This is a genomic window from Mycobacterium sp. (genome assembly GCF_025965855.1).
GTDB lineage: Bacteria > Actinomycetota > Actinomycetes > Mycobacteriales > Mycobacteriaceae > Mycobacterium.
This window is the reverse complement of the sequence record NZ_JAOPWB010000230.1, coordinates 1-13976: the sequence shown is the minus strand read 5'-3', so window position 1 is coordinate 13976 and position 13976 is coordinate 1. Positions and strand designations below refer to the sequence as shown.

Below are 13976 nucleotides of genomic sequence, written 5' to 3'. Positions count from 1 at the left end.
TGTAGGCGAAGGTTCCGGTGGTCACCGCCGGGGCGGGCGCGGCCGTCCCGGCATCCGCGGCGCTCACCGACGCCGGGGCACCCGCGGGAGTCGCGACCGTCGGGGCCATGCCGGCGACCGGCCACACCGTCGAAGCGGTTGCGGCGAGAGCCGGTACGCCCGCCGCCCCCGCGGCGATCGGCGCCGCGATCGGCGCGAGCTCGCCGAGCGGCAGGGTGATCTGTCCCAGGCTCAGGCTCACGCCCAGCGACAGCGCCATGAGCATGGGACCGTACGTGGCGATCGGCGAAATCACCTCGTAGGCGCCAAAGAAAAGCAGCGGACCGTAAGCCACCAGCGCCGCGGCGGGGTTCGTGGCGAACGCGGTGATGATCTGCTGCAGCGTCCCGACCGGATTCTGCAGTAACGCCTCGAATTGGCTGAACCCCTCCTGGTAGAGGTTCACGTAGGCCTGCAGCAGTTGCACAAGCCACGAGCCCGGGCCGCTTCGCGCCGCGGCATTGCTGAGGTCACCGGCGCCCGGATTCACGATGGAAGGAGCCGGGGTGGTGCGCGGCGCCGAGGCCAGTGCCCCGCCCGAGGCCGCTTGATAGGCGCCCATCGTGGTCGCGGCCTGCACCCACATTCGCACATAGTCGGCCTCGTTGAGCGCGATCGGAATCGTGTTGATCCCAAAGAAATTCGTCGCCAGCAGGACCTCGTGAATGACGTGGTTGGCGGCCAGCTCCACCAGCGTCGGCATCGCCGCCAGGGCGCTGGCATACGCCGTCGCCGCCACCTCGTGCCGGGCCGCCACGCCCGCGCTGTCGGCGCTGGCCTGCTGCAGCCACGCCAGGTACGGGGCGTGAGCCGCGACATACTGCTCGGCACTCGGTCCCTGCCACGCCCCCGCCTGTGCCGCGCCCAGGAGCCCGCTGAGTTCGGCCGCCGCCGAAGCGTATTCGGCGCCGAACGACGACCAGGTCCCGGCGGCCGCCAGCAGCGACCCCGGTCCCGGACCGGTGCTCAGCAACGCCGAATGCACTTCCGGCGGCGAAGCCATCCAAACGGGCGCCGTCATTTCTTAGCCGCCCGCCACCCCATAGGTCGCGGCCGCCGCGGCGTCACCGGCGAGATAGCTTGCGCCCGACTCACCTACACCCACACCGGCGCGGCCCAGCTCTTCGACTCCCTGGGCCGCGACGGCGGCATGCTCCTGGCCCTGGGCGCTGAACCCGGCCGCCGTCTGCAGCGACACGGGGTCAGCCGCCGGCGGCACCACCGCGGTAATCGCCGGGGCCACCGCCGCGTGCGCGGCCGCCAGCCGCGCCGTCAGCGCCTCCACGGCCGCGCTGGTCGCGGCCAGGCCCTCGGGAACCACTCGCAACGTCATGACTAACTCCCCTTCTGTTGCGTTTCGTTAACCATCAGTGCGCAAAATCGCCGTTGTTGCCGCCGGTTACGGGCGCGGCGACCAGCGGGTTGACCAGTTGCACGTACGTCGGACTGTCGCTGTCCCCCAACAGGATCGCCCTACCGGCGGGCATCCGGCCAAATCGCTGACCCCGGATCTTGCCGCTGTCCTGCGGATTGCCCGCCAGCATCAACGTGGTCGCCTGCAAGTCGTTGAAGCGGCGCAGCAGCGGGCTGGTCATCAGCGCGTGCCCGGACCCGGTGGCGCGCGCGGTGACGATTACCCGCAGCCCCAGATCACCGGCCTGGGAGAGCAGGCCGAGCAGAGGAGTCCATGGCCGCTGGCCGATGTACGGGCCGCTCATCGCCGGCGAATCCGGTATCTGGTCGACGTCGTCGACGATGAGGTAGTGGGTGTGGCCCTCATACGTCCAGCGCGACAGGTCGGCCGCCGACAAGCCGGCCGGTGGTCGCCGGGCTTCGATGAGGTTGGCCAGTCCCAGCATCGCCGGAATCAGTCGGTCGATATTGGCGGTGTACTCGTTGTCGGGGAACAGCGGTTCGTCGACGAGGTGCAGCCGCCGATCTAGCACGGTGAAGGCCACTTGATCCGCCGTCGAGTTCTCGCGGAGAGTCCGGATGACGTGGCGCAGCAGCGTCGTCTTACCAGACTTGCTGTCGCCGAATACCATCAGCAACGGGTTGTCGGTGAAGTCGACGACGACCGGTGCGAGATCCTCTTCGCGCTGGCCGATGACCACCTGCTCGGGACCCCGATAGAGCGGTTGGACAGCCTCGGGGACGAGGTTCGTGGGAAGCAGCCGCACCGGCGGCGCTGCCACACCGGGGTAGCGGGTGTTGATCGCGCCAACCTGTTCCAGCTCGGGAGCCGCGAACAGGAAGTGCTCCGCGGCCATGGTTAGCCCGCGGCCCGGCTGGTCTGCCGGTACGGCTTCCGCGGGGCGGCGCAGCGCGCCGACCACCCGCACATTGCTGTCGCGCGCGTCGTGCAGCTTCAGCTCGAGTCGCATTCCCAAACCGTCCCGCATCGCAAGCGGCACCTCCAGCCAGCTCGGGGTGGTAATGACGACGTGGATGCCGTACGCCAGCCCGATATTGACCAGTTCACTTACCTTGCCCAGCAATGGGTTACGGGTGCTGAACTGGTCTGTGTTGTCACGCCCGAACGCATACAGGTTGTCGATGACCAGGAACACCTCACCGAAGCCGTCGTCGGGCGCGGCGCCGTGCTTGTCCCGGAACAATCCCCGCTTTTGCCGGGACAGCAACAGCTGCTCGATCTCGCCGAACGTGCGGCGGATGCGTTCGGGTTCGAGCGCCGACGCGACGCTGCCGACGTGCGCCAAGTCCTCGAGCGCACGCAGTTTCCCGCCGCCGTAGTCCAGGCAGTAGAACGTGACCTCGCGCGGCGAGTGCAGGCTCGCCGCCGACAGGATGAACGTCTGCAGGGCAGTCGATTTCCCGGACTTCGGGCCGCCGTGGATGACCATGTTCCCGGCCGACGACGTGGCGTCGAACACCAGCGGGTCGCGCCGCATCTCGAATGGCTTGTCGATCTCGCCGAGCGGCCAGCGCCAGTGGCGTTGCGGCACACCCGATCGAGCCAGCACCGCGGTCAACGGGATCGGTTCGTCCAGCGGCGGCAGCCACAGTTGCGGCGCCCGCGGCCCGTAACGAGCCAGCTGTTCGCCGATGGTCGCGATCAGCTTGCGCGGCGGACTCGCGGTGTCTTCGTCCTCGCCCCCGAATATCACCGTCGCCTGATCGGGTTCGACCCTGCCGGCCGGGAATAGCTTTGGCTCAGGAACAGACTGCAGTACAACTGATTTAGCTCGCTGCGGCGGATCGTAGATGCCGTCGACGTAGGTGCTGCGGAACTTGATCGGGGCCGCACCCGGGGCGGGCACCAAAAAGCCCTGACCCTTGTGCTCCTTGCCGGATTCGATGTGATAGGCATCCTCCACGCCGATGATCTGACGGGAAACGCTGGGACTGGCCACCTTCAACCCGATGCGGTACGAGGTGTTCTTGTCGATGTCCTTGATCTTGCCCACGTCCAGCGTCTGCGACGCGAAGAGGATGTGGATCCGAAACGAGCGGCCCTTGCGTGCCACGTAATCGAACAGCTCCGCGTATTCGGGATAATCGGCCAGCATCAGCGTGAACTCGTCAGCGACCACGAACAGCGTGGGGATCGGCGGCAGGTCGTGTCCGGCCGCGATCGCGTTCTCGTACTCGACCACCGAGTTGAACGCACTGCCCTGCACGCGGCGGCCGGCCTCCCGCAGCAGCGCCTCCCGGCGGGCCACCTCGCCGCGCAGCGTGTCGGCGAACCGGTCGGCCAGCGACTTCTTTTCCGCCATGTTCGAGATCACAGCGACAACCTGCGGGAAGTTCCGGAAGCTGTCGGCGCCGGCCTCGCCCTTGAAGTCGGCGTAGATGACGATCAGCCGGTCGGCCGGATGAGTCGTCAACAGGGACAACAGGATCGACATCAGGGTCTGCGACTTCCCCGAGCCGGTCATACCGATCATCAGGCCGTGCGGGCCCATCCCGCCCTCCGCCTCGTCCTTGAGGTCGAAGAGCAGCGGCTCCCCCGTCGCGGTGACGCCGATCGGCACGCGCAGCTCGTCGTCGCGGTGGCGCGGCGCCCACAGCGTGGGCACATCCAGCTGCGAGGCGTCCGGAATCTCCAGCAGCGTGGTGAAGCTGGCGCCGCGCGTGGCCGCCGAGCGCAATCCGGTGTGCGTGGGGTTGGAGTCCCAGCGCGACAGCCGCCGGGCCAGGTGCGCGGCCTCGTCGACCCCAAGCCCATCGGCGTTGGCGATGTAAGGTTGCCAGCCACCGGTCTGCCAGCGCGCGATGGCTCCCCCCGCGACGCGCAGGATCGGCCTTTCCGGGTCCGAGTACTGCTCACGGTGCGGCGGCGTGCCGCCGCGGTGGACCACGGTGACACCCGCCCGGCCCACCGCCAGCGCCGACGCGTTCAGGTCGTAGTCGGGGTCGTCGACCACGATCAGCAGGTGCCGCAGCGCGTCGGCCGGCTCGCCGGTAAACGCCGGGCGGTCGACGAGTGCCGAGCCCAACAGGGTTGCCAGTTCGTCGGGGTCGCTAGACAGGAAGCGAGCCGGGCCGACGCCGTCGAGCTCACCGGGAATGTCGACGTGCGGCAACCACTTCAGCCAGGACCAATCCGGGCTCTCCAGGTCACGCGTAGCCAGCGCCACGCCGAGCACCGTCGGGTCGTGCCACGTCACCGCCTGGGCGATCCAGGCGCGAACCGCCGCCCGGACCTCTTCGGCGTCACCGAGGACCGTGATCCGCGAGACCTTGGTCAGGTCGATTCCGGTGGGCACGTCGCGCACGGTGCGGTGGGTGTCGAGCAGGCTGCGTAATGCGCTGTGCGACACCGGTTCCAGGTCGATCTCGTCCGCGGTGTCCTTGACCCGCAGCGCGGTGTCCAGGGGCACATCGTCGCGGCCGGCCCGCAGCACCAGGAAGTCCGGGTCGTGCGGGTCACGCTCCCACTGACGGCGAGATCCTGGGACGGCTGCCAATTCGGTGAGATCGGGATGAGACCACTGCGCGGCGGCGCGCTGCTGGGCGGCCTGGGTCCGGATGTTGTCCCGAATCACCGACAGGTAGCGCAGATAGTCGGCTCGCTCGGCGTCGACCTCCTCGGTGCGCATCTTGTTGCCGGTGCCGCGATAAAGCGCGGTGGCCGCCAACAGCAGCACGAAAGGAAAGAACAGCGTCTGCGGAGAAATCACCCGCATTCCCGTGGCGAACAGCGCGACGACCATACCGACGATGAGCATGACGATCACTACGGGCAGCGCGCGCCGCAACAGCGAGGGCGGAATCACCCGGGGCAGCTCGGGCGGCGCCTCGATCGCGATTGTGCCCTTGCGCGTGCTTGGCGGCACGACGCGCCGTCGGGCTTCGAAGATCAGGCGGCTCATCGCGTTCCCCCTTCGGCGGACGCCGGCCGGCCGGGCCTGCTGTCCGGTGCCAGGCCGTCGTGTGCCAGCAGCGCGTCGGCGCGCGACAGTGTCGGACCGGTCGCAAACAATGACAGCATCGACCACGGAATAGCGCTGGGAGGTTCGATCAGACCAAGGGCCTCAACGGTTTTGCCATGTCCGCCGCTCTCACTCTCGTTGTCGATGCCGTAGCGCACCCCGGTGTCGGACACCCAGAACAACGATCCGACGCCCGGCGAGGATGGACCGCCGCTCACGGTCTGGGCGAAGTAACCGGTGCCCGGCGGCAGGGCGACGCGCGTGGCTGTTCCCTGGGCGCCGCCGCCGACCAGGTCGACGGTATGTATCGAATCGGGCACCGGCACTGCCGAGCCCGACAGCAGGCTGAGTGAGCTGGTGGCGGCACCGGCCGGCTTGCTCCAGGACGCGCACGTAACAGGACTCTTGGCCGCGTCGACCAGCGTGATCTGCTGGTCGGGGTAGCGGGCGGTGTCCAGCATCCGTGACACCGGCAGCTTGGCCACCACGTCGGCGCTGAGCCGCGGCGGTTGGTCCAGGCCATAGGCGTTGGTGTTGCGCAGGATCGCGGCGAGCACCGGCGAAATCGGCTGCAAGCCGTCCGGCAACACAGCGTAATAACGCACGCCGCCCGACGAGTTCTGGTCCAGGCCGTAAGACGCCACCACCGCCCCGATCGGTGCCGGCACCGGGTAGTTGGCCGGGGTCCCGCCGTTCGGTATGCCGGGCCCCGTCAGCGGCGGACTTTCGGGTATCGCGTTGAACAGCCCCGATGCGATGGGCCGTGGCGCGGGAACGTCGGTCCCCCATCCCAGGGCATTGGTGATTGCGTGGTCGGCCGGGTTGATCTGGCTGCGCCTGCCGTCCCACAGCAGCCAGGTGCCGCTGCCATTATCGACCAGGACCGCCTGGCCGGATCCGAGGGTGGCCGCGCGGGCGCCGTGGCTGTCAGGCGGACCGGCCATCACCGTGACACCGGTGCTGTGGGCGCCCCGCGAGGTTCCGCTGGCCGCATCGCACACCGTCCAGCTGGCGTCGCGCGAGGCGTTTTGCACCATGCGCTCGGGCGCCCCCGGAATGCCGATCAGGTTTCCGCGCGGAAAGCGGTCCAGCTCTGCGCTTTTCACCGCGGTGGGGTTCACCGGCCGGCCGACGATCAGCCGGGCCGACGTCAGGTTGAGCACCGGGTGCAGATCGTCGCCGACCCGCACATAGAGCGCGTCGGTCGATCGATCGGCGAGCACCGCGTTGTTGCCCACGGACCCGTTGGGCCGGATCAGCGAGAACACGAAGCAGCCGGCCAAGCCGGTGATCACGATGAGTACACCCATCAGCACCGCGCGCGACTGGGTGCGCAGCGGGTCGACGAGCATCCTGGTGTCATGCAGGGCAATACCGGAGGCGATCCGGCGCATCACGAAACGCCAGCCGCTCACCTGGTGTCGGGTGACGAAACCGCGGCGGTAGACGACTTGGTCGGGGTTGTTGTTGACCGGGGTCCGTGAGGAAAACGAACGCCGTTCCTCTTCGGATTCTGGATTCGTCATGCCGGCACCGACAGGCCGAGACCATTCAACAGCGGCTCCACCGAATTCCTGACGTCCTCGTCCGCGATCGTCATGAGCTCCTCGTCGGTGAACTCGCCGCTTTCGGCGTGCTGGGAGTGGTCCAGCCGGAATTCGCGCTCCTCTTCGGACTTTTCGACCACGTTGCGGACAAACCGGCCGTTGCCGGCGATATCCAGGCCGCGACGTTCGACGCCATTGAAGTCGGGCTTCGACGTCGAAGCCAGGTGAGCGAACAATCCCTCGAGATCCTTGAGCGCGGCCTGATCGAAAACGCTGTCGCGCTTGCCGGCCATGAAGTTCGCGATCTCGATCAGTTCAGCCGGCTTGTACGACGGGAAGTCGATGCTGCGGGTGAACCGCGACCGAAGGCCTTGGTTGGTGTCGAGGAACTTGTCCAGATCGGCGCGGTAGCCGGCGATGATGACAACCAACCGATCCCGGTCGTTCTCCATCCGGGCCAGCAGGGTGTCGATGGCCACGAGCCCGAAGTCGTTCTTGGCGCCGGTGGCGACCAGCGCGTAGGCCTCGTCGAGGAACAGCACCCCGTCCAGTGCGCTGTCGATGACCGCGTTGGTCTTGGCCTCGGTCTCGCCGATGTGCTGGCCGATCAGGTCGGCGCGGTGCACCTCTCTGATGTTCTCCTTCTTCAGCAGGCCCAGGCCGCAATAGATTTTCGCGATGACGCGGGCGATGGTGGTCTTGCCGGTGCCGGGCGGCCCGGTGAACACCAGGTGGTGGGTGCGCTGCGCGACCTCCAGTCCGCGCTGCTTGCGAACCAGTTCCATGGCGACCGCACTCTTCAACCGCGCGACTTGGTCTTTGACCTGCTCCAAGCCGATGAATTCATCGAGCTCGCGCTCAGCCTCCGCCAGCAGCACGTGCTTGCGCTCCTGGGCTCCGGGGTCGACGAAATCGCCGGGACTGGGCTCGGTGTTGGGATCCCACGGGTCGGTACGCGCCGCGATGCGATCCGAGGTGGTGGTCACGATCCCGAAACTGGTATCGGTCAGGGCGTGTTCGACCTGCTCGTTCTCGGGGTGGGCGGCGTAGAGATCCTGCAGCACTTCGCTTGCCGACTCCTCGTCGACGTGCGCACGCAGCACCAGCCCCTTGGCCAGCGTGCCGTCGACAGCCGCCACCGCGACCGGGCCGTCGGGCTCCTCGAGGTACGACAGCGCCGGGGCGAACAGACCCAGGCGTGCCAGGGCGATGCCCATCGTGACCTTGGCCGCGTGCGAGAAAGCGTCGTCGAGATCGGAGTCGTTGACGATCGGTGTCAGCAGCTTGACGACGTCCGACCAGCGCTCTGCGTGGTAGTTGATGACGACGGCGACCCAGCGGGCTTCGCGCCAACTCGGTCGGCGTGCGGTGAGGCCGGCAACGATCTCGTCCGCCTTGGCGAATTCCCCGGCACCCGCCAGCGCCGCCGCGTAGGCGAGATGGAAATCGTCGGGGGTCGTCGCGCGAAACTGCAGATAGAGGCCTGTGTCGTAACGGAAACCCAGTGCGCCGGGCGCCAATTCCACCTGACGCTGCAACACGCCAGCTGTAGGTGCGGTGCGCGAAACGGCCTCGAGCACCCGGATAGAGACGTCACCGGCAGCGGCCAGGCCGGTCCAGGCGTCGCACTGTTCGTGTGCGATGCGGGTCAGCGCGGTGAAACCGGATCGCGCGGCGCCCAGGTCCGCCGGACGCTGGCGGTCGTAAACGACGATGCCCAGGGCGCGGCAACACGTAGCGAACCGGCTGACGATGTCACCGTCCACGCGGGAGTTGAGGGGCTGGGGCGTGAGCACGCCGGTTTCACCGCGTTCCACGACCGCTTCTCCTTAACATAGTGTCCCCTAACCTAGCCGGACTGAAGTTAGCATTGCTTTACCTAAGTGTCGAGGTGTCCGCTCGCGTTGGACGCACCGCCAGGGTTCCGTTTTCGGTAGCAATGACCGGGCATTGTCCATGGTCATGTCGCCCCATTTCGCCACACTCAACTAAGGAGCGGAGCTTACTGAAAATCATTCTCATTAGCAAAACTTTGGGCTATTCAGGCGCGGTGTCGGGATCCCAGGTGTGCGGCACCATCGGGAGAGACGGGCCGCCGCCGAACTCGTCGCCGGCCAGCGTGGCCAGTCCCGCAGCCTGGGTGGCCTCCTTGAGCGCGGTTCCGGCGAAACCCAGCGTTCCCGCACTTTGCCCGGACGCCACCGTCGACTCCTCACCCGGCGGTCCGCCCCAGTCTGGCTCGACCTGGACGTTCAGATCCATGAATTCGTCGCCATACCCGCGCTGCTTTGCGCGCCGGCGCCGCCGCGCCCGCGCCTGCTCCCCCGCTGCCGGCGCTGCCGCCGCGGCCGCTTCGGGCTCAGGCGCCTTCTTCTTGGCGCCGGAGCTGGCGCTACTGCTGATGGACGAGCTCAACCCGGCGCCGGGGCCCACCAGGTAGGGATACGCGGCTCCCTCGATGCCGGCGGGCGGCGGCGGCGGCGCTCCCGCCGCAGGTGCCGTGGCTGGCGCGGCCGCCGGGGCCGAAGACGGGGCCGAAGACGGGGCCGGGCCCGGCGCCGACGCAACGCTCACCGCCGGAGAGGTGCTGGTCGCCGGAAGACTGGGAGCTTGGGGCATCGGTGCGGCGGCCACGGCGGGCATCGCGTCGGGCTGAATCCCGGCCAGCCCACTCAGCCCCGCCAAGCCGCCCAAGAACCCGACGTTGGCGGCAGACAGAACGAGGGCCAGCGGCGCGATCACCTGCAATTGCGGGAAGGTGCTCAAGACCTCTCCCACGTGGGTGGTTTCGTCGGCGATGAGTGCCGGAATGTCGGCTTGAACCTGTTGGATCGCCAGCGATGGGTTCTGGGGGAACTCCAGCACGTCTCGCCACAGGGTTTGAGGGACCTCGAGGAATCGATTGATCCACCAACTCAACTGGGTTGGGTCACCGGAGTCATTGTCGACAATGTCTTGGAGACCGCTGTCGGAGCTGGCGCTGGCATTCATAATTTGCGGCGCCGCGGAGGTCTGCGGCGCCGAAGCCACCGCCGTAGTGGAGATCGCTTGATAGGTGGCCATCGTGGTGGCCGCCTGAATCCACATCCGCACGTAGTCGGCCTCGTTGAGCGCGATGGGAATGGTGTTGATCCCGAAGAAGTTGGTCGCCAGCAGTACCGCATGGATCGCGTGGTTGGCGGCCAGCTCCACCAACGGCGGCATCGCGGCCAGCGCCGCGGTGTAGGCGGCGGCCGCGGTCTCCTGTTGCGCGGCCACGCCCGCGCTGTCGGCGCTCGCCTGCATCAGCCACGCCAGATAGGGCACGTGCGCGGCCACGTACTGCTCGGCGCTGGGGCCTTCCCACGCTCCCGCCTGCACCGCCGCCAAGACCGCGCTGAGTTCTTGCGCGACCGACGCATAGGCCGCGCTCAAGGAGCTCCAGGACCCGGCCGCTGCCAGCAAGGCGCCGGGCCCGGGACCGCTGGCCAGCAACGTGGAATGAACTTCCGGCGGTGATGCCATCCACACCGGCGCGGTCATGATCGGCCGCCCGCGACCAGGAAAACGGAGGCTGCCCGCCCAACCGGGCGATAGGGCATTACCCGTAGCGCCATATCAGGGACTCCTTGCACAGACGAAATCAATGGCCGCCCGGGCTGTTAGGCGGCGCAGTAAGCACGCAGGTAGTAGTCGCAGGGCGGCCGGTAAAAGTTCCCGCTCCCGGCCAACTCATGGGAGATTCCTCAGCGGCAACCGTTCCCGACGTTCGACGAACGCGGTCGGACCGCGCCTAGGCCATACTGGGATGCCGGCAAAGACCACCATGTTCGGGAGGGTGGACGCTGGATCCGGTTCACCGCATCTGCATCGACCACGCCGACCTGCCGGCCGCGGTCTGTGATCGCGTGGCCCCGCATTTCGGGCCTATCGCGCGCTCTCGCCGCCGCGCCGAGGGGAGCCAGGGTCTGTCAGGCCTTGACGGCGCTGACCAGGGTGTTACGCGCGATCATCGGCCCTGCCTCGGTGTCGGGACCGGGTACCGGGCGGCCGACCTGTCGTAGGTAATCCGCTAGCGGGGTGCCGACGGCGGTCCACCCGCGCTGGCCGAACCACTCGGTGGCCGGCGCGTGCCTCTCGTTGTAGACCAACTGAAAGAACAGGCGCTGGTCGCCCTCTGCGGCCGCCGCGCGTTCTTCCTCGACCGCGGCGTTGAACTCGTCCGGCTCCAGCGGTGCGCCGTCTTCGATCCCGACGTGGCTGCCGTGGCCGGCCAGGCCATCGACGCCGGTGAACAGCTGCTCCTGCGCGGCGGCCGGCAGATAGATCAGCAGGCCCTCGGCGATCCATGCGGAGGGCATGGCCGGGTCAAAGCCGCTGTCGCGCAAGGCTTGTGGCCAGTCCTCCCGGAGGTCGACGGCGATCTCGCGCCGCTCGGCGCGGGGTTGGTCGCCGTGGCCGGTGAGGACCTCGCGCTTGAAGTCCAGGACCTGCGGGCGGTCCAGCTCGAAGATCGTGGTCGCGGCCGGCCAGTCCAGCCGGTAGGCGCGGGAGTCCAGCCCGGCGGCCAGGATGACCACCTGCCGCACGCCCGCGTCGGCGGCCCGGCGGAAGTATTCGTCGAAGTACCTGGTGCGAGCGCCCTGGAAGTTGACGAAATGGACGCCGAAGTCTTCGGACTTCAGCGGGTGGTCGGGTTCCTTGCCGTCGAGGACGTCGGCCGCGGGACCGCCGAGGGCGCGGCAGAACAGCTCCGCGTACGGGTCGACGGCCAGCGGGTCGGGCTTCTGCGCCTCCAGGGCTCGCGCGGTCGCTACGAACAGCGCGGTCGAACCGACACTCGTTGTGATGTCCCAGGTATCACCTTCGCTACGCACCCAACCGACATTACCGCGACCGGCTGTGACGCCTTTGTCACCGATTGGCGCCCTCATGCGACGTGCCCCTCGCCAGCGTTAATGAAAACGGTTATCGTTCTTCTGTGAGGGTCCCGCACTTCCATGTGAATCGCGCAGCCGTCGCTGCCGTGCTCGCGCTGAACCTCGCTGTGACGGGGTGTTCGACTGCCCGGACCGGAACGGCGACGAGTTCCATCCCAGCCACCACGCCGGCAGCCGGCGGCAGCACCGCAGCGGCGTCCTGCCCGACCGGCCCGGTCGCCGTGGTGGTCAGCGTCGATCAGTGGGGCGAGATCGTCTCCCAGCTTGGCGGCTCTTGCGCTAGCGTCAAAACGGTGCTGGCCAGCTCGTCCGTGGACCCGCACGAGTACGAGCCATCACCGGCGGACGCGGCCTCGTTCACGGGCGCCAAACTTGTCGTGGTCAACGGTGCCAACTATGACTCGTGGGCCTCCAAGCTCGCCGCCAGCTCCGCCGCCGGCGCCCGCGTGGTGAGCGCCGCGGCAGTCACAAAGACACCCGATGGCGCCAATCCACACTTGTGGTATCTGCCATCGGCGGTGACCGCGCTCGCCGACGCCGTGACCGCCGAGTTGAGCAAGATTGATCCACAAGCCGCCAACTACTTCAGTCAGCGCAGATCGGCATTCAGCGCGGCAATCGCGCCCTACACGGGCCTCATCGGCAAGATCAAGACCGCAGCGGCGGGCAAGTCCTACGCGGCCACGGAAACCGTCTTTGACTACCAAGCGCAGGCGCTGGGCCTGGTCAACCGGACCCCGGAGGGCTATCAGCGCGCGTCAGCCAACGAGACGGATCCCTCACCGGCCGACATCGAAGCGTTCCGCTCCGCGCTGGCCGACCGGCATGTCGACGTCTTGATCTACAACACCCAGACGCAGGGTTCGATCCCACAGCAGATCCGTTCTGCTGCCGAACAGGCCGGGGTACCCGTTGTCGAAGTGACCGAGACCGTTCCGCCCGGGCAAACTTCGTTTGAGGGCTGGCAATCCGCCCAGCTGACCGCATTGGGGAAGGCCCTCGGTGTCGCGGTCTGAGCGTGCCGTGACTGCGCCCGCCCTGGCCTTCACCGACGTCAGCGCGGTGCGTGGCGGACGGCTCATCTGGTCGCATGGCACCTTCACGGTGCCCGCGGGCGGCGTCGTCGCGGTCATCGGCCCCAACGGGTCCGGCAAGACCACCCTGTTGCACATGGTCCTCGGTCTGATTCCGGCCGCCAGGGGCGATCTCGAGGTGTTCGGCCGCCCCCCCGGCCAGGCCAACGACCGCATCGGTTACGTGCCGCAACACTTTGCCGAGAGCTCGGGGGAGGCGGTCCGCGCCGCCGACGTCGTCCTTCTCGGACTCACGGGGCGCAAGTGGGCGTTCGGGCGCAGCACCGCAGCCGAGCGAAGGCAGGTCGACCAGGCATTGACCGCCGTAGAGGCGACCGAGATCGCCGGCCGGCGCCTATCGACACTGTCCGGGGGGCAACGCCAACGCGTCGCGATCGCCGCGGCCTTGGTGGCCCAGCCCCAGTTGCTGATCCTCGACGAACCGCTGGCCTCATTGGACCTTCACAGCCAGCGTGACATCGTCGCACTGCTGGCCCGACTGCACGCCGAGCTCGCCGTGACCATCCTGGTGGTCTCCCACGACCTCAATCCGCTGCTGGCCATCCTCGACAGCGCGATTTACCTGCTCGATGGGCACCCGCACTACGCGCCCATCGACGAGGTCGTCGACGATGCGCTGCTGACCCAGCTGTACGGCACTCCCATCCAAGTCGCGCATACGCCGCTCGGTGACCGATACATGAGGAGCATGCTGTGAGCTCACACCTCATAGCCCTTGGCTACCAACCCAATTGGTGGCCGATTCTGACGTCGGCGTTCATGGGTAGTGCCGTGATCGGCGGCACCATCGTCGCCCTGGCCGCCGGATTGATCGGCTACTTCGTCGTGGTGCGACGGACCGCCTTCGCCGCCCATGCCTTGGCGCACATCGGATTTCCCGGGGCTACCGGCGCGGTCCTTCTGGGCGTGCCCGTGGTCGTCGGGCTCGGTGTCTTCTGTGTCGGCGGGGCGCTGGTGTTTGGCGTGCTGGGCAAGCGCGCC

The 13976-nt window shown here is 68.0% G+C and carries 10 protein-coding genes; 3 read left to right on the top strand and 7 right to left on the bottom strand.

All coding sequences use genetic code 11. The annotated features are described in order from the left end of the window. The 7 genes from JWP83_RS19655 to JWP83_RS19625 form a co-directional block, all read right to left on the bottom strand. Positions 1 to 1060 (bottom strand): PPE family protein (locus JWP83_RS19655; RefSeq protein WP_297733358.1); only part of this gene is annotated, 1060 nt, incomplete at its 3' end. A gap of 3 nt (positions 1061 to 1063) precedes the next feature. Beyond that, complete coding sequence (locus JWP83_RS19650) at positions 1064 to 1372, bottom strand: PE family protein (RefSeq protein WP_297733355.1); 309 nt, start codon at positions 1370 to 1372, stop codon at positions 1064 to 1066. Positions 1373 to 1406: 34 nt separating this feature from the next. Next, a complete protein-coding gene (gene eccCa / locus JWP83_RS19645; RefSeq protein WP_297733352.1) occupies positions 1407 to 5375 on the bottom strand; it encodes a type VII secretion protein EccCa in 3969 nt (1322 codons plus the stop codon). Beyond that, positions 5372 to 6961 (bottom strand): type VII secretion protein EccB, encoded by a 1590-nt coding sequence (gene eccB, locus JWP83_RS19640; protein ID WP_297733350.1) that lies wholly within the window; start codon positions 6959 to 6961, stop codon positions 5372 to 5374. Before eccB ends, eccCa begins: the two co-directional genes overlap by 4 nt. Continuing rightward, entirely contained in the window at positions 6958 to 8799 is a 1842-nt protein-coding gene (gene eccA / locus JWP83_RS19635; RefSeq protein WP_297733348.1) for a type VII secretion AAA-ATPase EccA, read from the bottom strand. Before eccA ends, eccB begins: the two co-directional genes overlap by 4 nt. A 220-nt stretch (positions 8800 to 9019) precedes the next feature. Further along, positions 9020 to 10504 (bottom strand): PPE family protein, encoded by a 1485-nt coding sequence (locus JWP83_RS19630; protein ID WP_297733346.1) that lies wholly within the window; start codon positions 10502 to 10504, stop codon positions 9020 to 9022. Positions 10505 to 10932: 428 nt separating this feature from the next. Beyond that, positions 10933 to 11838, bottom strand: coding sequence for a class I SAM-dependent methyltransferase (locus tag JWP83_RS19625; protein WP_297733344.1), 906 nt, complete (start codon positions 11836 to 11838; stop codon positions 10933 to 10935). A gap of 215 nt (positions 11839 to 12053) precedes the next feature. Here JWP83_RS19625 and JWP83_RS19620 point away from each other — a divergent pair, with 215 nt between their 5' ends. The 3 genes from JWP83_RS19620 to JWP83_RS19610 all read left to right on the top strand — a co-directional run. Further along, positions 12054 to 12917: a zinc ABC transporter substrate-binding protein gene (locus JWP83_RS19620; RefSeq protein ID WP_297733360.1), complete on the top strand. Its 864-nt coding sequence runs from the start codon at positions 12054 to 12056 to the stop codon at positions 12915 to 12917. Positions 12918 to 12924: 7 nt separating this feature from the next. After that, positions 12925 to 13692: an ABC transporter ATP-binding protein gene (locus tag JWP83_RS19615; RefSeq protein WP_297733342.1), complete on the top strand. Its 768-nt coding sequence runs from the start codon at positions 12925 to 12927 to the stop codon at positions 13690 to 13692. Further along, a partial coding sequence (locus tag JWP83_RS19610; RefSeq protein WP_297733340.1) for a metal ABC transporter permease occupies positions 13689 to 13976 on the top strand: 288 nt, incomplete at its 3' end. The genes JWP83_RS19615 and JWP83_RS19610, both read left to right, overlap by 4 nt.